The organism is Parapusillimonas granuli (assembly GCF_013416525.1).
Classification (GTDB): domain Bacteria; phylum Pseudomonadota; class Gammaproteobacteria; order Burkholderiales; family Burkholderiaceae_B; genus Parapusillimonas; species Parapusillimonas granuli.
On the sequence record NZ_JACCEM010000003.1, the window covers coordinates 1 to 20,587 of the forward strand.

The following is a 20,587-nucleotide window of genomic DNA, read 5'->3' on the forward strand; positions in this document are numbered from 1 at the left end:
GAAACGCCTTTGCGCCGATGATAGTGGACGTACGTCTGTGAAAGTAGGTCATCGTCAGGCTCTTATACCAAAAAACCCCCCAGCGACACATCGACTGGGGGGTTTTGCTTTGAACGCGCCTGAACAGGGCACATGTCCGCCATCTTGAGAAGAATCAAGTTGGCGGCCCGGCTTGCCACGCGGCGGCGGTGCCGTCATGCTAAGCTCTACCCCCATCATCTCGATAAGCATCTTGCACGGGCGGGGCCATGATATTGAGCAACACCACCTTAATGATCATTTTCGTCGTGGGTTTCATCCTGTCCTTCATCGGCTTGGGCTTCCGGGACAGAAATCCTGGTATCGTACTCATGGGCATCGGTTTTCTTGCCGTCCTGTACGCCGTCATCCAGAAGGCCATTGAAACCTTCGGCTGACGCCGCATGCATGCTCGGCATGGGCCTTCGCCTTCCGCCGCGCGCCGGCGTGGCGCGCCGGCCCTTTGTCCAACCGTTCGAATGAAGCGATGCCCGACAGACCGACAAGAAAGGGATTCATCATCGCCGCGGCCGCGGCCCTGATCGCGGCCGCGGGCGCCTATTATGCGCTGAAGCTCCAGGACAAGGGCTATGGCGATGCCTTCATCAGCGGCAACGGCCGCATCGAGGCAACCGAGATCGACGTCTCCACGAAACTGGCCGGCCGGGTGGCGGACATCCTGGTCACCGAGGGCGGCTTCGTGAAAGCCGGGCAACCCCTGGCCCATATGCAGGTCGACGTGCTCCAGGCGCAGCTGGCCGAGGCGCGGGCGCAGCATCAAAGGGCGCTGCACAACGTCAGCAGCGGCTTGGCCCAGGTTGCCGCGCGCAAGAGCGAGCATGCGGCGGCGCTGGCCGTGGTCGCGCAAAGGCAGAGCCAGCTGAATCTTGCGCAGCAGCGCCTGGCACGATCGGAAAAGCTTGCGCAGGAGGGCGCCACGTCCCGCCAGACCCTGGACGACGACCGTGCCGCGGTGCTGGGCGCGGAAGCCGTCCTGGGCGCCGCCCAGGCCCAGGTCGAGGCGGCGCTGGCCGGCATCGACGCCGCCCAGGCCCAGGTGGTCGGGCTGGAGTCCGCCGTGGTCGCGGCCGAGGCGACCATCGCGCGGGTCCAGGCGGACATCGAAGACAGCGTGCTGAAATCGCCGCGGGACGGACGAGTGCAATACCGCATCGCGCAGCCGGGCGAAGTCCTGGGCGCCGGCGGCAAGGTGCTCAATGTGGTCGACCTCGCCGACGTCTACATGACTTTTTTCTTGCCGGAAGCCGTGGCCGGCCGGGTGGCGCTGGGCAGCGAGGTGCGCCTGTTGCTGGATGCGGCGCCCGCATACGTCATCCCCGCCAAGGTGTCCTTCGTTTCGGCCACGGCGCAATTCACGCCCAAAACCGTGGAAACGGCCAGTGAAAGGCAGAAGCTCATGTTCCGGGTGAAGGCGCAGATCGATCAAAGCCTGCTGCAAAAGCACCTGGAGCAAGTGAAGACCGGCTTGCCGGGCGTGGCCTGGCTGCGCTTGAACCGCGACGTCCCCTGGCCGGACGAGCTGGCGATCAAGGTGCCGGAGTAAAACATGCCGGACGCCGTCGCCAGCGTGCATGGGGTGAGCCTGCGCTATGGCGAGACGCTGGCTCTGGACGGCATCAGCCTGGAGCTCCCCGCGAGCGGCATGGTGGGGCTGATCGGCCCCGACGGCGTGGGCAAGTCCAGCCTGCTGGCGCTGATCGCCGGGGCGCGCAGGGTCCAGCAGGGCGAAGTCCGCGCGCTGGGCGGCAACATGGCCGACCCCGCGCATCGCAATGCGGTCTGCCCCCATATCGCCTACATGCCCCAGGGCCTGGGCAAGAATCTCTATTTCACGCTGTCGGTCGAGGAAAACCTGCAATTCTTCGGCCGCCTTTTCGGGCACGGCGAGGCCGAGAGGCGCCGCCGCATCGACGACCTGACCCGCAGCACGGGCCTGGAGCGATTCCTGGCGCGCCCGGCCGGAAAGCTTTCCGGAGGTATGAAGCAGAAGCTGGGCCTGTGCTGTGCCTTGATCCACGACCCCGATCTGCTGATCCTGGACGAGCCCACGACGGGCGTGGATCCCCTGGCCCGCAGCCAGTTCTGGGACCTCATCGCCCGCATTCGCCGCGAACGGCCCCACATGAGCGTCATCGTGGCCACCGCCTACATGGAAGAGGCCGACCGCTTCGATTGGCTGGTCGCCATGGATGAAGGCCGCATCCTGGCGCAGGGCACGCCCGGGCAGTTGCGCGCGCTGGCCGGCGGCGCCACCCTGGAGCAGGCCTTCATCGCCTTGCTGCCCGAGGAGAAACGGCGTGGCCACCGGCCGGTGGACGTCCGGCGCCTGGACGCGGACCGGGCCGCCGAGACCGCCATCGAAGCCCGCGGCCTGACCATGCGCTTCGGTGACTTCGTCGCCGTCGACCACGTCGACCTGAAGATCCGCCAAGGGGAGATCTTCGGCTTCCTGGGGTCCAACGGCTGCGGCAAGACGACGACCATGAAGATGCTCACCGGCCTGCTTCCCGCCAGCGAAGGACGGGCCTGGCTGTTCGGCAAGGAAGTCGATGCGCAGGACATGGACACGCGCCGGCGCGTGGGCTATATGTCGCAATCCTTTTCGCTGTATTCCGAGCTGACCGTGCGCCAGAACCTGGCCTTGCATGCGCGGCTGTTCCGGGTCCCGGAAAGCGCCATTCCGGCCCGCGTGCGCGCCGTGGCCGAGCGCTTCGGCCTGCTGGACGAACTGGACGCCCTGCCGGCGAGCCTGCCCCTGGGCCTGCGCCAGCGGCTGTCGCTGGCCGTGGCGCTCGTGCATGGCCCGGAGCTGCTGATTCTCGATGAGCCCACGTCGGGCGTGGACCCCATTGCGCGCGACATGTTCTGGCAACTGATGCTGGACCTCGCACGCAATGACGGCGTGACGATTTTCATCTCCACGCATTTCATGAACGAGGCCGAGCGCTGCGACCGAATTTCGCTGATGCATGCGGGCAAGGTGCTGGTCAGCGGTACGCCGTCCGAGCTGGTGCGCAATCGGGGCGTGGCGGATCTGGAGCAGGCCTTCATCAGCTACCTGGAAGAGGCCGTCGCGGCGCAAGAAAAGGATGCGCCGGGCCCGTCGCCGGAGCCGGCCGCGCCCGAGGAGCGCCCGCCCGCCGCCGCGCATGCCGCGGCCAAGCGCGGCGGCGGCTTCAGCATGGCGCGGGCATTGAGCTACACACGCCTCGAGACGCTGCAGCTGCGGCGCGACCCGGTGCGCCGCACGCTCGCCCTGCTGGGCACGGTCCTGCTGATGTTCATCATGGGCTACGGCATCAGCATGGACGTGGAAGACCTGAGCTATGCCGTGCTGGACCGGGACCAGACCACGCTGAGCCGCAACTACACATTGAATCTGTCGGGCTCGCGCTATTTCGTGGAGCATCCGCCCATACTCGATTACGAAGACCTGGACAGGCGGATGCGCAGCGGCGAACTGGCGCTGGCGATTGAAATACCGGCGGGCTTCGCGCGCGACTTGAAGCGCGGCAAGACGGTGGAAATCGGCGCCTGGGCGGACGGCGCCAACCCCCAGCGGGCGGAAACGGTGCAGGGGTATCTGCACGGCATGCACCAGGGGTGGCTGGCCGACATGGCGCGCGAACGCCTGGGCGCCCAGGCCGGGCCGGCCGCCCTCATCGAGACGCGCTTTCGCTACAATCCCGACGTCAAAAGCCTGCCGGCCATGGTGCCGGCCATCATTCCGCTGCTCTTGCTGATGATCCCCGCCATGCTGACGGCCTTGTCCGTCGTGCGCGAGAAAGAGCTCGGCTCCATCACCAATTTCTATGTGACTCCGGTCACCCGCAGCGAATTCCTGCTGGGCAAGCAGCTTCCCTACATCGCCATGGGCATGCTGAACTTTCTGATGCTGACCGCCTTGGCCGTCCTGGTCTTCGGCGTGCCGCTGAAAGGAAGCTTCTGGACGCTGAGCTTCGCCGCTTTCCTGTTCGTGGTGTTTTCGACCGGCTTCGGGCTGTTCGCCTCCAGCTTCACCCGCAGCCAGATCGCCGCCATATTCTTCACGATGATAGGCACGGTGCTGCCGGCGGTGCAGTTCTCGGGCCTGCTCAACCCCGTGTCCTCGCTGGAAGGCGTGGGCGCATTCATCGGCGCCGCCTATCCGGCCACTTATTTCCTGACGATCAGCCGCGGCGTGTTCAGCAAGGCGCTGGAACTGGCCGACTTGCGCCTCGCTTTCTGGGCCATGGCCGCGTCCATACCGGTCATACTCGCCTTGTCCATCGCCTTGTTGAGAAAGCAGGAGCGCTGACATGCCGAGTTTCGCGAACGTTTTCCGCCTGGGCATCAAGGAGTTCTGGAGCCTGATCCGGGACCCGGTCATGCTGGTGCTGGTGGCCTACGCCTTCACGGTGGCGATATACAGCGCGGCGACGGCCATGCCCGAAACCCTGCACAAGGCGCCCATCGCCATCGTGGACGAGGACCGCTCACCATTGTCGGGCCGGATCGCCGCCGCCTTCTACCCCCCGCGCTTCAATCCGCCGTTGATGGTCGCCCACAACGAGATCGACCGGGGCATGGACGTGGGCGAATACACCTTCGCATTGAGCATTCCGCCCGGCTTCCAGCGCGACGTCCTGGCCGGCCGGCAACCGGCGCTGCAGCTGAATGTCGATGCCACGCGCATGTCGCAGGCGTTTGCCGGCAGCAACCACATACAGCAGATCGTGAACGGCGAGATCAGCGAATTCGTGAACCGGCATCGCGCGGACGCCGTTGCGCCGGTCGAGCTGGCCTTGCGCATGCGCTTCAATCCCGGCCTCGATCAGGCGTGGTTCGGTTCGCTGATGGAAATCATCAACAGCATCACGATGCTGTCCATCATCCTGTCGGGCGCGGCGCTCATCAGGGAGCGCGAGCATGGAACCATAGAGCATCTGCTCGTCATGCCGGTCACGCCGGCGGAAATCATGCTGTCCAAGGTCTGGTCGATGAGCCTGGTCGTGCTGGGGGCTTCGGCGGTATCGTTGGTTTTCGTCGTGCGGGGCGCGCTGGGGGTGCCCATAGAAGGCTCGATCGCGCTTTTCCTGGCGGGCGCCGCGCTGCATCTTTTCGCGACGACGTCGATGGGCATCTTCATGGCGACGGTGGCGCGGTCCATGCCTCAGTTCGGGCTGCTGCTGATACTGACGCTGCTGCCGATGGAGATGTTGTCGGGCGGGCTGACGCCGCGGGAGAGCATGCCGGTGTTTGTCCAGGACATCATGCTGGCCGCGCCGACGACGCATTTCGTGTCGCTGGGCCAGGCGATTCTTTATCGCGGGGCGGGCATCCAGGTGGTCTGGCCGCAGTTCCTGGCGTTATCGTTCATCGGCGCGGTGTTCTTCACCGTGTCGCTGCGCCGCTTCCGGAAGACGCTCAGCCTGATGGCCTGAGCCGGCCCGCCTCGCTCCGCGCCCACTCCGCCACTTGGCCCGCCAGCTCGCCGCTGGCCGCCCCGAATGCGTCCACCACCTCCGGCATCCGCCGATCCCGCGCCACCCGGCTCACTTCGAAGCGCCGGCCGGCCTGGATACGATTGCTGTCCAGCGCAACCAGCGATGCCTGAAGCACGATATGGACGGTGGGCCGCCCCGCCGGATGCTCGACCTGATAGGCGAGCAACTCGCTGCGAAGCTCCAGGTCCGCCCTGGCATTGTTCCGCGCGCCCGCCACGTCCCGGAAGCCGTTCCGTTCCCGCAATACATCGACCAGGCGATCGCGCAGCAGCGCCGGTGCCCGGTCGCTCCACCTGGCGCCCGCATAAGCCTGGATCTGCGTGGTGCCCTCCGGCACCACCATGATGCGCGTGCTGTCCAGGATCGCGCCGCTGTACGGCGTGGCCACCCGCAGTGTCAGCGGCAGCGGGGCGGGCGCGCCGGCGGCGTTCGCCGGCGCGCCGGGCGTTGCCGGCAGCAAGTAGACGCTTGGCGATTCCGCCTTGGGGACCAGCGAGCAGGCCGTCAGCAACAGGGTGGAAAGAACGACGGCGAGGCGGGCGGCCGGCCGCCGGGAAGGCGCGTGGCGCGGAATCATGGGGCATACTCCTGTAGTCGTTCCCCGCGCAGCAGGTAATCCGCGGGGTTTTCTTCGAGCCGGCGCATGAAGGCGTTCATGCCGCTGAGCGTTGCGCGGAGCTCCTGCAGCACCGGCCCGAGCTCGCCCAGGCCGTTGCTGAGCGAACCGTCGCCCTGGTTCAGCAGCTTGCTGACGCCGGCTCCGGCCTTTTCCAGCGAGGCCATGGCGCGCTGGGCGGCGACCATGGCGCCGGTGGCCTGGTTCTTCACCAGGCCGTCCGCATCGCGCATCAGCCTTTCGGCTTCCCGCAGCGTCGAGCGGACGTCCTGGCTGGCCATGGCCAGGCTGTCCAGCAGCTTGTCCACGCTCTGGCCCTGCCGCGCCATGCCGGCCGTGAGGCTTTCCAGCGACTTCAGGCTGTTGCCCAGGCTTTGCGCGTTCTCGGGCGACAGCAGCGCCTTGGCGCTGACCACCAGCTCCGTGATGCCGGTCAGCAGGCTATCGCTGTTGGCCAACAGCTGCGTCAGCGACGAAGGCGTGGCCATGATGACGCCCGGATTGTCCTCGTCGCCCTTCAGCAAGGGGCTGTGGTCCGAGCCGCCGCTCAGCTCGATGACCGAGGTCCCCGTGATGCCGGTGAGCGCGAGCTTGGCCCGCGTGTCCTGCCGGATCGGGACTTTGCCGTCGATGCGGATGTGGGCGCGCACGGTGTCGAGCTGGTCCGGGTCCAGCGTCAGGTCGATGACGTCGCCGACCTTGATGCCGCTGAATTGCACTGCGCTGCCCTTGGACAGGCCGCGTATGGTCTCGTGGAAGACCACGGTGTAGTAGTTGAACTCGACGTCCTTGTACGACTTGCCCAGCCAGAGCGCGAACAGCAGGGCGGCGCCGGACAGCGCCACGGTGAACAGGCCGATCAGAATGTGATGGGCGCGGGGTTCCATCAGGAATGCTCCTTGCGATGCGAATTGGCCGTACCGGCGGCACGGCCGCGAGGCCCGTGAAAATAGCTTTGTATCCAGGGGTCGGGGTTGGCGGCGACGGCTTCCAGCGTATCGGCCACCAGCACTTTTCTGTTCGACAGCACGGCGACGCGATCGCAGATCGCGTAGAGCGTGTCCAGGTCGTGGGTGACGAGGAACACCGTCAGCCCCAGCGCGCCGCGCAGGGTCAGCACCAGCTCGTCGAAGGCGGCGGCGCCGACCGGGTCCAGACCGGCGGTGGGCTCGTCAAGGAAGAGGATGTCGGGGTCCAGCGCAATGGAGCGGGCCAGGGCGGCGCGCTTGATCATTCCGCCCGACAGTTCGGAGGGGTACTTGCCGCCGGCGTTGGCGGGCAGGCCGGCCAGAGCGATCTTGGTGCCGGCCAGGGCCTCGGCCTGGGGCCGGGTGAGGCCCGCGTGTTCGATCAGCGGCACGGCCACGTTTTCCGTGACGGTCAGCGACGAGAACAGGGCGCCTTGCTGGAACAGCACGCCGCAACGCCGATCGAGGGCGGCCCGTTCGCGCGGGCTCAGGGCTTGCGGGTCTTGCCCGAACAGGCGCAGCGTGCCCGCGGCCGGCTTCTGCAGCCCGATGATGGTGCGCAGCAGTACGGATTTGCCGGTGCCGGAACCGCCGACGACGCCCAGGATCTCGCCGCGGTATACGTCCAGGTCCAGCGCTTCGTGCACGGTATGGGAGCCGAAACGGTTGGTGACCCCCTTGACCTGTATGATCGTTTCCTTGCCGTTCGTGGAAGGGGGAGTCACCATCCCATCTCCATGTAGAACAGCGCGGCCAGGGCGTCGAGCAGGATCACGATGAAAATCGATTGCACCACGGAGGACGTGGTGTGCTCGCCCACCGATTTGGCGCTGCCCGACACCTTGAAGCCTTCCTGGCAGCCGATGACCGCGATCAGGTAGGCGAACAAGGGGGCCTTGGCCATGCCCAGCAGGAAGTGCCGCAGGGGTATGTCGTCCTTGAGGATGGTGAAGAACATGGTGGGCGAAATATCGAGCGAAAGCGCGCAAACCAGCAGGCCGCCGAGAATCCCCGACACCATGCCGACGAAGGTGAGCAAGGGCAGCGAGACCAGCAGCGCCAGTATGCGGGGCAGCACCAGCACTTCTATCGGGCTCATGCCCATGGTGCGCAAGGCATCGATCTCTTCATTGGCTTTCATGGAGCCCAGCTGCGCGGTGAAGGCGCTGGCCGTGCGGCCGGCGATGAGGATGGCGGTGAGCAGCACCGCGAATTCGCGCAGGAACGAAAACGCGACCAGGTTGACGGTGTAGCCGCTGGCGCCGAAGTCGGCCAGAATGGTCGCGCCCAGGAAAGCGATGACCGCCCCCACCATGAAGGTCAGCAAGGCAACGATAGGAACCGCGTTGAACCCGGTTTCTTCGATTTGCGCGACGATGGAGGTGACGCGCCACCGCCGGGGCCGCGGCAGATTGAGCACCAGGGATTGCAGCGTCAGGCCGATGAAGCCAAGCAGCGCGAGCGTCTGGCGCCATAGCTGTTCCATCGCCAGGCCGATGCGGCCGAGCAGTTCCACGAAGGCCGGCAGCGCCCGGCGCTCGGGCACCTGCCCCGCCGCCGTGGTGGCGTCGATCACGGTGCGAAGCAGGGCGCTGCGCTCGCGGGGCAGGCCCGAACCGGGGCGGGCGACGGCCGCGGCCGCATCCGGGCCCAGCAGTTCGAGCAGCCGCGCCGCGCCCGAGGTGTCGAGCGCATGCAGCGCGCTGACGTCGACGGGAAGCGCGCGGCCCTCATCGGGCGCGGGCAGCCGGCTCTTGAGGCTCGCGATGGCGTCGCCGATTTTCACGTAGTTGCGCAAGGTCCAGTCGCCCAGCAGGATCAGCCGGGCTTCGGGGGCGTCGTCGTAGCGCAGGAAAATTTGGCCGTCTTCACCGGTCATGGGGCAAGGGGATTCCGTCTGCAATATGTGGTCTCAGGGCAGAATTTACCATTACCTCCGGCTTTGATCACCGTCACCCGCCCGCGGGCGGGTTCGGCGATAATGGAAACGCAATCCAACTCCAAGGAGTACACGATGACTGATCCGTTACGTGGTCCAACCCCCGATTCCGTTGACCTGGCCGCCGCGCTGACGCAATTGCGCGCCCGGTGGGGCTGGTTCGTCGCCCTGGGGGCGGTGCTGGTCGTGCTGGGCGTGATCGCCATGGCGTATATTTTCGCGGCAACCCTGGTCAGCGTGCTGTTCATCGGCGCGATGATGCTGGCGGGCGGCGTCGGCCAGCTCATCCATGCCTGGCGCATCAAGCACATGTCGGGCTTTTTGTTCTGGACGCTCAGCGGCTTGCTGTATGCCGGCGCGGGCCTCATCGCCATCGTCAATCCCGCCGTGGGCGCATCGGCCCTGACCTTGCTCCTGGGCGCCTCCCTCATCGGCGTCGGGGCCTTGCGGCTGTGGATATGGTTCAACAACCGCGCGCAGCCCGGCTGGAAATGGCTGGCGTTTTCGGGAATCATCACCTTGCTGACCGGCGTACTCATCGCCGTCAACTGGCCCGGCAACAGCGCCTGGATACTCGGCTTGCTGCTGGCTTTCGACCTGCTGTTCCAGGGCTGGACGTCGATGCTGGTGGGGTTCGCGCTGCGCGAGCGCAAGGCCTGAGTCTCGGCGGCGCAACGAAGCTTTCGATCGGCTTCCAAACAGGCATAGAGAATTACCCTAGTATTGAGCTCAGGGAATGGAGCGAGGCGCGCCGGGCCGCAAGGGCCGCGCGCCATCCGCATGGGGGCCGCCGCAGCGCCGCAGCCCAGTATCCATGCGGGTCTTGCGCGGCCGGCCGGCCTGGCCATGTTTGGACGCACCAGCACATGATTCCTTCATGGAATTCAGATGGTGGAAAATTATTCTCTTTTTGAAACAAGAGAAGCTGCGCATGATGCACCGTGGCATGAATGTTCAATTTCACGGAAGCATCTACACCATCATGGCAGTTTCTCTTTCAGGTTCCGAACCTTCCCAGGCGGCGCGCGCCGTGCTGTCGCAGCGTGTGCGCGCCATCAAGCCTTCCCCCAGCATGGCGGCCAAGACGCGGGTCGACCAGCTGCGCGCGCAAGGGCAGGACATCACCGACTTCACCGTCGGCGAGCCCGACATGGACACGCCCGCCCACATCGTCGAGGCCGGCGTGCAGGCCTTGCGGTCGGGCCAGACCCGCTATACTTCCAGCGTCGGCACACGGGCGCTCTTGCAGGCGGTGCAGGCCAAGTTCCGGCGCGAGAACGGCCTGGACTACGGCCTGGACCAGCTGGTCGTCGGCACCGGCGCGAAACAACTGATCTACACCGCCTTTTCCGCCACGGTGGACGCCGGCGACGAAGTCATCGTTCCCGCGCCGTTCTGGGTGTCCTACCCGGACATGGTCCTGCTCAACGACGGCAAGCCCGTCATCGTTCCCTGCACCGAGGCCGACGGCTTCAAGCTCACGCCCGGGCTGCTGGAGAACGCCATCACGGCCCGCAGCAAATGGGTCTTGCTGAACACGCCGAGCAATCCCACGGGCGCCTTGTATACGGAAGCGGAGCTGCGGGCGCTGATCGAGGTCCTGCGTCGCCATCCCCATGTATGGGTGTTGACGGACGAAATATACGAGCATCTGGCCTACGGCGATGCGCGCCATGTTTCCATCGCGGCGCTGGACGCCGGCATTGCGCAGCGCACGCTGACGATAAATGGCGTGTCCAAAGCCTATGCGATGACGGGATGGCGCGTCGGCTATGCCGGCGGGCCCGCCGGGCTGGTCAAGGCCATGGGCACCTTGATATCGCAGAGCACCAGCTGCGTGGCCGCCATGAACCAGGCGGCCGCCGCCTTCGCCCTGAGCGCCGATCAGGCTTGCGTGGCGCAGGCCACGGCACTGTTCAAGGCGCGCCGCGACCGCATCGTGGCGCTGCTGAACGCGATTCCGGGCATACGCTGCGCACAGCCGGCGGGCGCGTTCTACGTCTATCCCGGCGTCGAGGGCCTGATCGGTAAAAAGACCCCGGACGGCCGGGTGCTGGAGTCCGATCTGGACGTATCGATGTACTTGCTGGACGAGGCGAAAGTCGCCGTGATGGACGGCACGTCCTACGGCTTGTCGCCTTATCTGAGGCTCAGTTTCGCGACTTCCATCGAGCAGATCGAAATTGGTTGCGAACGTATCGCGCGGGCTTGCGCGAACTTGGCTTGAGGCCGGCAGAGGCGGCCCTGGTTTTCAACGGCATTGTTTTTATTATTTGAAGAGGAAACATCATGAAGAAGCAAATTTTGGCTCTGACCGCCGCGCTCGGCATGGTTGCCGTACTGGCGCCCGCCGCCCAGGCCGGCACGCTCGACGACATCAAGGCGCGCGGCAAGTTCATATGCGGCACCATGGGCACGGCCGAGCCCTTCAGCTTCCAGGATCCCAAGACGCGCGCGATCGTGGGCTATGAAGTCGACATGTGCCAGGCCGTGGCCGACAGCCTGAAAGTGCCCCTGGAGCTCAAGCTGATCGCCGTCGAGGCCCGCATTCCGGAGCTGGTGGCCGGCCGCGTCGACCTGATCGCCGCCAACCTGGGATGGACGCCGGAACGCGCGCAGCAGATCGATTATTCCTTCCAGCATTTCGCCAGCCTGCAGAAGGTGCTGGCGCGCGAATCCGACAAGGACCTGAAGTCGCCCGCCGACCTGGCGGGCAAGCGCGTGAGCGCCGTGCGCGGTTCGTCGTCCGAAGCGGGCGCACGCAAGCACATTCCCAATGTGGAGACCGTGACGTTCAAGGATCCCAGCGGCGCCTTCTTGGCGGTCCAGCAGGGCAAGGTCAGCGGCTTCGTGATCTCGGAACTGAACGCCGTGAAATTCAAGGCCCAGGCCGCCACCAGCCCGGTACCGGTCAAGCTGCTGGAGCCCGCGCTGTTCCTGGAACCTTGGGGCATGGGCATGCGCAAGGGCGACACCGAATTCCGCAACCACGTCAACAAAGTCCTGACGGACATGGATGCCTCCGGCGAAGCCGATCGCATCTACGACAAGTGGTTCGGCATGGACACGCTTTACAAGATGAAGCGCGAGTTCAAGATCGCGGAAATCACGGGATGATTTCCCGGCGATAGAGATTTGGAGTCTCGGGTAGATGCATTACGTTTTTGATTTTGGCGCCATCTTCCAGGGCGAGTATCCGGACATATTGCTCAGGGGGCTGTTGAACACCCTGGCGCTGACCGGACTCGCCTGGCTGCTGGCATTCGCGATCGGCATGCTGCTGGCCATCATACGCATGACGGGCTCGCGGCTTGCGAACGGCGTCGTCACGCTATATGTGGCCTTCCATCGCAACGTGCCGATGCTGGTGCACATCCTGTTCTGGTATTTCGGCATACCGCAGCTGCTGCCGGTATCGGCGGTGGACTGGCTGAACAGCCATGGCAGCGAGTTTCCGCTGGCGATGGTCGCCATCGCGCTGGTCACTTCCGCGTATGTCTGCGAAGACTTGCGCAGCGCGGTGCGGTCGATCCCTTCGGGGCAGATCGAAGCCTCGCGCGCGCTGGGCTTGAGCTTCCTGCGGACGATGCGCAAGGTGGTGCTGCCGCAGGCCTTCCGCATCGCCATACCGCCCCTGCTCAACCAGACCCTGCTGCTGTTCAAGAACACCAGCCTGGCCATGGCGATCGGGGTGATGGAGCTCACGGCGGCCGGCCGCGAAATCGAAAACTACACCTTCCGGACCTTCGAAGCCTACGCGGCCGTGACGGTCATCTACCTGGGAATCTCCTTTCTCATCATGTGGGGCGGCGCGGCATTGGCGCGCCGCTTCCGGATCGTAGGGGCGCGCTGAGCCATGTGGGAAATTCTTCAAGACAATGCGCTGTTGCTGCTGGTGGGCCAGTACCCGCACGGCCCCGTGGGCGGCCTCGCCGCCACCCTCGGCCTGGCCGCCGTCAGCCTGCTGCTGGCGTTCCCGGGCGGCATACTGCTGGCGCTGGGGCGGGTGAGCCCCTATCGCATCTTCTACCTGCCGGCGTCCGCCGTCGTATACGTGGTGCGCGGGCTGCCCCTGTTGATGTTCATTTTCTGGGCGTATTTTTTCGTGCCGCTGATCATCGGGCGGCCGGTGGCGGGCGCGACGACCATGGTCGTGGCCCTGGTCATCTATGAAAGCGCCTATCTGGCGGAGATCATACGCGCGGGCATACAGGCCTTGCCGGCCGGCCAGCAAGAGGCGAGCAGGGCGCTGGGGCTGTCGTACATGCAGACCATGCGCAAGGTTATCCTGCCGCAGGCCTTGTTCAACATGCTGCCCAGCATGCTGAGCCAGTTCATTTCCACGGTCAAGGAAACCTCGCTCGCCTATGTGATCGGCGTGCAGGAATTGACTTATGCCGCAAACCAGATCAACAGCGTGCTGCTGACCAAGCCGCTGGAGGTCTTCACCTTGCTGGCGCTGACATATTTCGTATTGAATTTCGGCCTGACTTGCCTGGTTGCGCTCACCGAGCGCATGATAGGGCGCAAGCGCAGCGGCCAGGCCGTGAAGGTGGCAACGACATGATTCGATTTTCCCAGGTCAACAAGTGGTATGGCGATTACCATGCCCTCAAGGACATCAATGCCCACGTCAAGCCGGGCGAGGTCGTGGTGGTCTGCGGCCCGTCCGGGTCGGGCAAGTCCACGCTGATCCGCACGGTCAATCGCCTGGAGCCCATCGACCAAGGCACCATCACGGTGAACGGCCGCGACGTCTACGACAAGCGCAACCAGATCGACGAGCTGCGCAGCCACATCGGCTTCGTCTTCCAGCAGTTCAACCTTTTTCCCCACCTGAGCGTCATGGAGAACCTGACGCTGGCGCCCTTGCAACTGAAGCGCGCAAACAAGGCCGAGGCGCGGGAACGGGCGATGCAGTTGCTGGAGCGGGTGGGCCTGGGCCACAAGGCCGACGCCTATCCCCTGCAGCTTTCGGGCGGGCAGCAGCAGCGCGTCGCCATTGCGCGCGCCCTGTGCATGAATCCGCCGGTCATGCTGTTCGACGAGCCCACCAGCGCGCTCGATCCGGAAATGGTGGGCGAGGTGCTGCAGGTGATGAAGCTGCTGGCCAAAGAGGGCATGACCATGGTGTGCGTCACGCACGAGATGGGCTTCGCCCGCGAAGTGGGCGACCGGGTCTGGTTCATGGACGCCGGCAGCATCGTCGAGACGGGCACGCCGGAAGAGTTCTTCAACCGGCCGCAAAGCGCCAGGGCGCAGAAGTTCCTGAACGAGATCCGCCATTGAGGCCGCCAGGCGCCGGCGCCGCGGCGCGCGTTGCCGGACGGCCGCGGCGGGAGGGTCGGCGCGGTAAACTGGCGCACGGCCGGCGCCGCCTTCCCCTTCGTGTTAACGGCCACCGTCTATGCTGACATTCAAACAGATCGAGGCCCTGTACTGGGCCGTGAAGCTCGGCACGTTCTCCGCCGCGGCGGACAAGCTGCACACGACGCAGTCCGCCATCACCAAGCGTATCCAGGAACTGGAAAACAAGTTCGACATCGTGCTGTTCGACCGCAGCGGGCACAAGGCTGCGCTGGTCGGCAAGGGCCACGAGATCTTCGCGATCGCCGAGAAGATGCTGGCCGACCGCGACCAGTTGGTGGCGCGGCTGGAGGGGCACAATGTGCTCACCGGCACGTTGCGGTTCGGAATCACGGAGATCATGGCCATGACCTGGCTGCCTTCGCTGATCCGCAGCCTGCGTTCGCGCTATCCGAACGTGGACCTGGAGCCGCGCATCGACATGGCGGGGGAATTGCAGAAGCAACTGCTGTCGGGCGAGATCGATCTGGCCTTTCTGAATCACAAGTTCCTGGACGGCCATCTGGTGTCGCAGCCTTTGCGCGAGCTGGAGTTCGCCTGGATGGGCTGTCCGGACCAGCTGGATCCGGACGCGGTCTATACGCCCGCGCAGCTGGCCAAGATGCCTTTGCTGCGCCAGTCGCAGGAGTCGGCGCTGAACACGGTGTATGACGAGTGGCTGAGCCCCCATGTGGCCCAGAAGAATCTGTTCACGATCAACAGCCTGATCGCGATGGCGGGCCTGGCGGCGGCGGGCTTCGGGGTATGCTGCCTGCCGCGCGATTATTTTTCGGACATGGTGCGGCAGCGGCGGCTGGTGGTGCTCAGGACGACCGTGCCGGCGCCGAGCACGCTGTATTGCGCGGCTTACCGGCGGGAGGCCGGCTCGATTTTTTATGAGAACGTGGCGCGGCTGGCCAAGGACTGCTGTGATTTTTCCAAGGCGGCTTAGGGCGGGCCGCCCTGGAACACAGCCCGCTTGCCGATAAGGGCAGCGGCATGCTGAAAGGGCGGGCTCCGCGTGTGGCCCGCCGCTTATCGGAGCGCGGCCTCGATTCCCGCGCCCACGTCCAGGATGTGCCGATCGTGCATCGCCGGCCCGGCCACCATCAAGCCCACGGGCGCCGTCCCCGCCTGATGGCAGGGGATGGAAAGCGCGCAGCCGTCCAGGAAGTTGATGAACGTGGGATTGCGGAGGATCAGCCCGTTCGCCGCGAAGTAGGCGTCGTCCGAAGCCTGCAAGTCCTGGATCCTGGGCGCCACCACGGGCGAGACCGGCATCAGCAGGGCGTCGTATTGGCGCAGCCTGGCTTCGACCGAAGCGATCCAGTTTTTGCGCGCATCCAGCAATTCAATATAGTCCGCGGCCGAGATGTCCTTGCCGCGCAGTATGCGCGGCGACACCCTGGGATCGTATTCGCCCGGTCTTTCGCTCAGCAGGGAACGGTGCCAGGACCACGCCTCGGCGCAGACCAGGCCGCCCTGGCGGTTGATGTGGGGCAGTTGCTGGAACTCGGGCAGGTCGATGGCTTGGACGCTGGCGCCGGCCGCCTTCAGGGCGTCCAGCGCGCGCTCGAACGCGCCGCGGACGTGGTCGTCCGCGCCTTCCAGGACCATGGACGCCGGAACGGCGAGGCGCATGTGCGCCGGGGCCACGGCTTCCGGCGCCTTGTACGGCTGGGCGGACAGCACGGCGTCCACGATGGCGCAGCATTCCACCGAAGCGGCGAGCGGCCCGATGGAGTCCAGGCTGAACGAAAGAGGCAGGGCGCCGTCGGCCGGCACGCGCCTGGCCGTGGGCTTGAAGCCCACCAGGCCGTTGAAGGCGGAAGGAATGCGGATCGAGCCGCCGGTGTCGGTGCCGATGGCCGCCACGGCCATCTGGTCGGCCACCGATACGCCGGCGCCCGACGACGAGCCGCCGGGAATGCGCCCGGACGCGCGGTCCCAGGGGCTGCTGGGCGTGCCGTAGTGGGGGTTGAGGCCCAGCCCCGAGAACGCGAATTCCGTCATGTTGGTCTTGCCGACGATGACGGCGCCGGCGTTGACGAGGCGCTGCACGATTTCCGCATTGGCCTGCGCGGGCGGGGCGTTTTTCAGCACCGCCGAGCCGGCCCAGGTGGTTTGGCCGGCGACGTCGAAGAGGTCCTTGACGGAAATGGGCAGGCCTTCGAGGGGGGAGCGGACCAGCCCGGCCGCCCGCAGGGTGTCCGAGGCGCGCGCGGCCGCAAGGGCCTGGTCGCGGAATACCTGGGTGAAGACGCGCGCGCCTTCGCCGTGGGGGTCGCCGATGCGTGCCAGGGCCGCCTCGGTCAGCGCCAGCGAGGTGGTCGTGCCTTGTGCGAGTCGTTCCTGAAGGGCGCGGATGGTGGGAAGCATGTCGATGGCCTTGCGGTGTTCCGGTTGTACGTTGATGGGATCAGGCGATTTCGGGCAGGATGTCGAGCGTGTAGCGATGCTTGATGCTGCGCTGCAGGCGCGGGTCGTGCAGTTCCATGGTAAACGACGGCGAGGGCCGGATGCCGCCGATGGCGGCCACTGTGCCGCAGGTCATGCCGCAATGTTTCGGCATGGCGTCCCGCCCGAAGTGGCCGCGGACGAGTTCCAGCGGGTGGCGCAGCTGGGCCAGCGGGCCCTCCTGGTACAGCACGGTCTTGCCCTGTTCTTCGATCCATGATCTTAGCAGCAGTTCGTCCCAGTGGCCGGCGACGTCTTCATAGAGCCAGGCCTGGGTGGCGACGGGCTTGACGCACAGCTGCTTGGACAAGGCGACGCTGTGCGCCTCGAGCTTGCGGTCGGTGTGGTCCGACGCCAGGCTGACCAGGGTCCGGCCTTGGCTGGAAAACAGGAAGACCTCGGCTTCGCCGGAAGAGCCGTCGCCCACGACCTGCACTTGCGGATCCTGGATGAGCTGGTTGGCGGCGATGCGATAGTAGAGGGGCACGGCGCTGGGGCGCGGGACGCCGATGGCGGCCAGTTCTTCGATGTGGTGCTCGATGGCGGCCAGGTCGCGGCCGGCCCAGCCGGCCACGATGCAAGTGGTGATGTCGGCCTCGACCCGTTCTTCGGGTCGGTCGGCGCGGATGAGTTGGAACGAGAGTTTCACGGTTTCCTCTGACGGTTAACTGAAGACGCGCGGCAGCCACAGCGCCAGGTCGGGCACGACGGCCAGGATGGCCACCATGGCGATGAGCATGATCACGAAGGGCAGGCTGCCGATCATGACGGCGTTCATGCTGCCGCTGGTGCGCAGGCTCTGGACCACGAACAGGTTCAGCCCCACGGGCGGGGTGATCAGCGCGACTTCGACCAGGATGATGATGACGATGCCCAGCCAGACCGGATCGTAGCCCAATGCGATCATGATGGGCGCCACGATGGGAATCGTGGTGATCATCATGGACAGGGTTTCCATGAAGCAGCCCAGGACCAGGTAGAACACCACCAGAATGATCAGCATGGTGGTGGGAGATACGTCCAGCCCGGTGATGGTCTGCGTCAAGGCCGTCGTCAGCCCGGTCGCGGCCATGATGAAGTTCAGGAAGGCGGCGCCGATGACGATCAGCATGATCATGGCCGTGGCCTTCATGGTGCCTTCCAGGACGTCGCGCAGCATGGGCAGCGTCAGGCGGCCCACGCTGGCCGCGAGAATCAGCGCGCCCACCACGCCCAGGGCGGCGGCTTCGGTGGGCGTCGCGATGCCCGCGTAGATGGAGCCGACCACCAGCATGAAGATGCCCAGCGGCGGCACGAGATGCACCAGGCTGGCCATGCGCTGGCCCCAGGTGGCCGAGACTTTCTCGCCCCCCCATTTCGGCTTGGCGATGCAGGCGATGGCGATGGCCAGCATGAACAGCGCCGCCATGCCGATGCCGGGGATGATGCCCGCCAGATAGAGCTTGGGCACCGAGGTGTTGGTCAGCACGCCGTAGATGATCAGGTTGATCGACGGCGGGATGAGGATGCCCAGGGTGCCCCCGGCCGCCAGGCTGCCCAGGAAGAGGGATTCGTTGTAGCCCTTCTTCTGTATCTGGGGAATGGCGACGGTGCCCACGGTGGCCGCGGTGGCCACGCTGGAGCCGGACGTGGCGGCGAAGAGCGCGCTGGCGCCGATGTTGGCGTGCATCAGGCCGCCGGGCAGCCAGGAAAGCCAGAGGCTCATGGCGTTGTACATTTTTTCCGCCAGCCCGGACCGCAGCAGGATTTCGCCCAGCATCACGAACAGGGGGATGGCGACCAGCAGGAATTCATTGCTGGTGGACCACGAGACTTCGCCGATGGCGCGCGTCAGCGGCAGCATGGAATACAGAGGGTCCAGGATCAGGCCCAGCACGCCCAGCGCCGCGCCGACCGGTATGCTGATGCCCAGCAGGACGAGCAATAGAACCAAAGAGGTGGCGACCATCATGCGTCTCCTCGGACCATGCGCACGCCCGCCTCGGCTTCTTCAGCCGCTTCCTCTTGCGTGCTGCGTATGCCGCAAATGGCGCGGACCGTGTCGATGTCGCCGGTGACCAGGGCGATGGACGAGCGTATGAGCATGAGCGCAAGGACCACGCACAGCCAGATCAGGCCGATGGCCCACAGGAATTGCGGGATCCATAGGGGCGTCGCCATGACGGTGTTGGCGGTGGCGTTGCGTTCCCAGGAAAGCGCGGCCACGTCGCTGGCGTACCAGGTGAGATAGATGGCGAACACCGCCAGCCCCACCAGCGCGATCCAGTCCAGCAGGGCGCAGACGCGCGCGGGCAGCAGCTGGTACAGGGCGTCGATGCGGATGTTGGCGCGCTGCAGCGTGGCGAAAGCCAGCGCCCATGAAATACTGATGGCGAAGGCATAGCCCGAGAGTTCGTCGGAACCGCCCAGCGCGATGCTGAAAAACTTGCGGGTGATGACGTCCGCGGTGATGTACAGGGCGCTGGCCAGCGTGAGCCCGCCGGCCACCCAGATGGCCAGGCGCGACAGCGACGTGGCCGCGCGGAGCAGCCGGTTGAGAAGAACGTAGCGTTCCGAGGATAGTTTCATGGTGTTCACCGCTTTGTCGGATCTGGCGGCGGCCGCGCGGGCCGCCGCCGGTTCAAAGTAGGACTACTTCTTGGCGGTGATGCCCAAGGCCTTGCCGATGGTGTCGTTGAAGTCGGCCACGCATTCGGCCGAGCAGCGCGCCGCCCATTTCGGCACGACGGTTTCCGCCGTGATCTTCTTCAGCAGCGCGCGGTCGGCGTCGGTGGGCGCGACCAGCTTCATCTTGCCCTTGACCGGCTGTTTGCATGCGTCGGCGCCCGTGTTGCAGTCATAGCCTTCCTGGGTTTCACGTGCGGCGGCCTCCCAGATGGCGTTGGTCATGACCTTGATGTTCTTCTGCAGGAAATCCTGGACCTTGGGATCGAGCTTGTCCCAGTAGCCCTGGTTGGCCGCGTGGATCTGCTGGTTCCAGTTGATGGGCAAGGCGTACAGGTGGGTGCTGACTTCGTACCATTTGGCGGAATAGCCCGACATGGAACCCGTGATGGCGCAGTCGACCACGCCGTTCTGCAGGGCGGGAACGACTTCGCCGAACGGGATGGTCACGCTGGAGCCGCCCAGCGCCTGCACGAACTCGGCCGTGGTGCGGCTGCTGGTGCGGACTTTCTTGCCCTTGATGTCGGACAGGCCGGAGATTTGCGCGTTGCAGAACAGCACTTGCGCCGGGTAGGTGGAAAAGCCCAGGACCTTCACGTTGTTCTTGCCGTAGAACTTTTCATAGACCGGCTGGAAGGCTTCGGTGATTTCCTTGGCGGTCTTGACGTCGGGCGCCAGGCCGGCGAGGTCGATGGCTTCGTTGATGGGGTTGTCGCTGGCGAAATAGGCGATGGTGGCCGTCCCGATGGGGATGACGCCCTGGCCGACCAGGCGCAGGATTTCCGGACCCTTCAGGCCCATGTCGTTGAAGCCCTTGATGGTCGCCGTGACCTGGCCTCCGGAGAGTTCGGGGATGGTCTTGGTCCAGAACGGCTGTTCGTGGTTCTGGTAGGCGGTCAGGTTGCTCAAGCCGCCGACGACCTGCAGCTGGGTCTTGGGCAGGCCGGCGACCTTGTCCTGGGCGAAGGCGCCCGAACCCGCCAGCAGGGCGCCGGCCGCGAATGTCGAGAGGAACAATGCTTTCATGTGAGTCTCCTTGAGGGTGTCCAAATGGTTACGGACGAAAGGTCTT

The 20,587-nt window shown here is 65.6% G+C and carries 20 protein-coding genes; 11 read left to right on the forward strand and 9 right to left on the reverse strand.

All coding sequences use genetic code 11. From position 1 onward, the window contains the following. The first annotated feature begins 248 nt into the window (after nucleotides 1-248). The 4 genes from H0A72_RS05395 (at nucleotide 249) to H0A72_RS05410 (ending at nucleotide 5,462) form a co-directional block, all read left to right on the forward strand. The gene (locus tag H0A72_RS05395; RefSeq protein WP_180154055.1) at nucleotides 249-416 is read left to right on the forward strand and encodes a hypothetical protein; all 168 of its coding nucleotides are present in this window, start codon (nucleotides 249-251) and stop codon (nucleotides 414-416) included. 89 nt (nucleotides 417-505) lie between these two features. Continuing rightward, a complete protein-coding gene (locus H0A72_RS05400; protein ID WP_180154056.1) occupies nucleotides 506-1,582 on the forward strand; it encodes an HlyD family secretion protein in 1,077 nt (358 codons plus the stop codon). Nucleotides 1,583-1,585: 3 nt separating this feature from the next. Then, complete coding sequence (gene rbbA, locus H0A72_RS05405) at nucleotides 1,586-4,336, forward strand: ribosome-associated ATPase/putative transporter RbbA (RefSeq protein WP_180154057.1); 2,751 nt, start codon at nucleotides 1,586-1,588, stop codon at nucleotides 4,334-4,336. A 1-nt stretch (nucleotide 4,337) separates the two neighbouring features. Next, nucleotides 4,338-5,462, forward strand: a complete 1,125-nt coding sequence (locus H0A72_RS05410) for an ABC transporter permease (protein WP_180154058.1) — start codon at nucleotides 4,338-4,340, stop codon at nucleotides 5,460-5,462. On the opposite strand, the gene H0A72_RS05415 is transcribed toward H0A72_RS05410, so the two are convergent. Genes H0A72_RS05415 through H0A72_RS05430 form a run of 4 tightly spaced genes read right to left on the reverse strand, consistent with a single transcriptional unit; the run spans nucleotide 5,446 to nucleotide 8,988 of the window. Then, the gene (locus H0A72_RS05415) at nucleotides 5,446-6,102 is read right to left on the reverse strand and encodes an ABC-type transport auxiliary lipoprotein family protein (RefSeq protein ID WP_180154059.1); all 657 of its coding nucleotides are present in this window, start codon (nucleotides 6,100-6,102) and stop codon (nucleotides 5,446-5,448) included. The two genes, H0A72_RS05410 and H0A72_RS05415, sit on opposite strands and share 17 nt — an antisense overlap. Next, nucleotides 6,099-7,028, reverse strand: a complete 930-nt coding sequence (locus H0A72_RS05420; protein ID WP_180154060.1) for an MlaD family protein — start codon at nucleotides 7,026-7,028, stop codon at nucleotides 6,099-6,101. Before H0A72_RS05420 ends, H0A72_RS05415 begins: the two co-directional genes overlap by 4 nt. After that, nucleotides 7,028-7,837 (reverse strand): ABC transporter ATP-binding protein, encoded by an 810-nt coding sequence (locus H0A72_RS05425; protein WP_180154061.1) that lies wholly within the window; start codon nucleotides 7,835-7,837, stop codon nucleotides 7,028-7,030. The genes H0A72_RS05420 and H0A72_RS05425 overlap by 1 nt, the downstream gene beginning before the upstream one ends. Further along, entirely contained in the window at nucleotides 7,831-8,988 is a 1,158-nt protein-coding gene (locus tag H0A72_RS05430; protein WP_180154062.1) for an MlaE family ABC transporter permease, read from the reverse strand. The genes H0A72_RS05425 and H0A72_RS05430 overlap by 7 nt, the downstream gene beginning before the upstream one ends. Nucleotides 8,989-9,123: 135 nt before the next feature. Here H0A72_RS05430 and H0A72_RS05435 point away from each other — a divergent pair, with 135 nt between their 5' ends. The 7 genes from H0A72_RS05435 (at nucleotide 9,124) to H0A72_RS05465 (ending at nucleotide 15,346) form a co-directional block, all read left to right on the forward strand. Next, entirely contained in the window at nucleotides 9,124-9,708 is a 585-nt protein-coding gene (locus H0A72_RS05435) for an HdeD family acid-resistance protein (RefSeq protein WP_180154063.1), read from the forward strand. Nucleotides 9,709-10,030: 322 nt separating this feature from the next. After that, a complete protein-coding gene (locus H0A72_RS05440) occupies nucleotides 10,031-11,275 on the forward strand; it encodes an aminotransferase class I/II-fold pyridoxal phosphate-dependent enzyme (RefSeq protein ID WP_180154064.1) in 1,245 nt (414 codons plus the stop codon). A 62-nt stretch (nucleotides 11,276-11,337) separates the two neighbouring features. Next, nucleotides 11,338-12,165, forward strand: coding sequence for an ABC transporter substrate-binding protein (locus H0A72_RS05445; protein ID WP_180154065.1), 828 nt, complete (start codon nucleotides 11,338-11,340; stop codon nucleotides 12,163-12,165). Nucleotides 12,166-12,199: 34 nt separating this feature from the next. Next, nucleotides 12,200-12,901 (forward strand): amino acid ABC transporter permease, encoded by a 702-nt coding sequence (locus H0A72_RS05450; RefSeq protein ID WP_180154066.1) that lies wholly within the window; start codon nucleotides 12,200-12,202, stop codon nucleotides 12,899-12,901. 3 nt (nucleotides 12,902-12,904) lie between these two features. Continuing rightward, complete coding sequence (locus tag H0A72_RS05455; protein WP_180154067.1) at nucleotides 12,905-13,615, forward strand: amino acid ABC transporter permease; 711 nt, start codon at nucleotides 12,905-12,907, stop codon at nucleotides 13,613-13,615. Continuing rightward, entirely contained in the window at nucleotides 13,612-14,337 is a 726-nt protein-coding gene (locus tag H0A72_RS05460; RefSeq protein WP_180154068.1) for an amino acid ABC transporter ATP-binding protein, read from the forward strand. Before H0A72_RS05455 ends, H0A72_RS05460 begins: the two co-directional genes overlap by 4 nt. A gap of 118 nt (nucleotides 14,338-14,455) precedes the next feature. After that, complete coding sequence (locus tag H0A72_RS05465) at nucleotides 14,456-15,346, forward strand: LysR family transcriptional regulator (RefSeq protein WP_180154069.1); 891 nt, start codon at nucleotides 14,456-14,458, stop codon at nucleotides 15,344-15,346. Nucleotides 15,347-15,429: 83 nt separating this feature from the next. Here the strand turns inward: H0A72_RS05465 and H0A72_RS05470 are convergent, their stop codons facing one another. The 5 genes from H0A72_RS05470 to H0A72_RS05490 all read right to left on the reverse strand — a co-directional run bounded on the left by H0A72_RS05470 (nucleotide 15,430) and on the right by H0A72_RS05490 (nucleotide 20,541). After that, a complete protein-coding gene (locus H0A72_RS05470) occupies nucleotides 15,430-16,773 on the reverse strand; it encodes an amidase (protein ID WP_180154070.1) in 1,344 nt (447 codons plus the stop codon). A 40-nt stretch (nucleotides 16,774-16,813) separates the two neighbouring features. After that, the gene (locus H0A72_RS05475) at nucleotides 16,814-17,500 is read right to left on the reverse strand and encodes a DUF2848 family protein (protein ID WP_180154071.1); all 687 of its coding nucleotides are present in this window, start codon (nucleotides 17,498-17,500) and stop codon (nucleotides 16,814-16,816) included. Between the two features lie 15 nt (nucleotides 17,501-17,515). Continuing rightward, entirely contained in the window at nucleotides 17,516-18,799 is a 1,284-nt protein-coding gene (locus H0A72_RS05480; RefSeq protein WP_180154455.1) for a TRAP transporter large permease, read from the reverse strand. Further along, nucleotides 18,799-19,419, reverse strand: a complete 621-nt coding sequence (locus H0A72_RS05485; RefSeq protein ID WP_180154072.1) for a TRAP transporter small permease subunit — start codon at nucleotides 19,417-19,419, stop codon at nucleotides 18,799-18,801. The genes H0A72_RS05480 and H0A72_RS05485 overlap by 1 nt, the downstream gene beginning before the upstream one ends. Nucleotides 19,420-19,482: 63 nt before the next feature. Continuing rightward, nucleotides 19,483-20,541 (reverse strand): TRAP transporter substrate-binding protein, encoded by a 1,059-nt coding sequence (locus H0A72_RS05490; protein ID WP_180154073.1) that lies wholly within the window; start codon nucleotides 20,539-20,541, stop codon nucleotides 19,483-19,485. Between the last annotated feature and the right edge of the window lie 46 nt (nucleotides 20,542-20,587).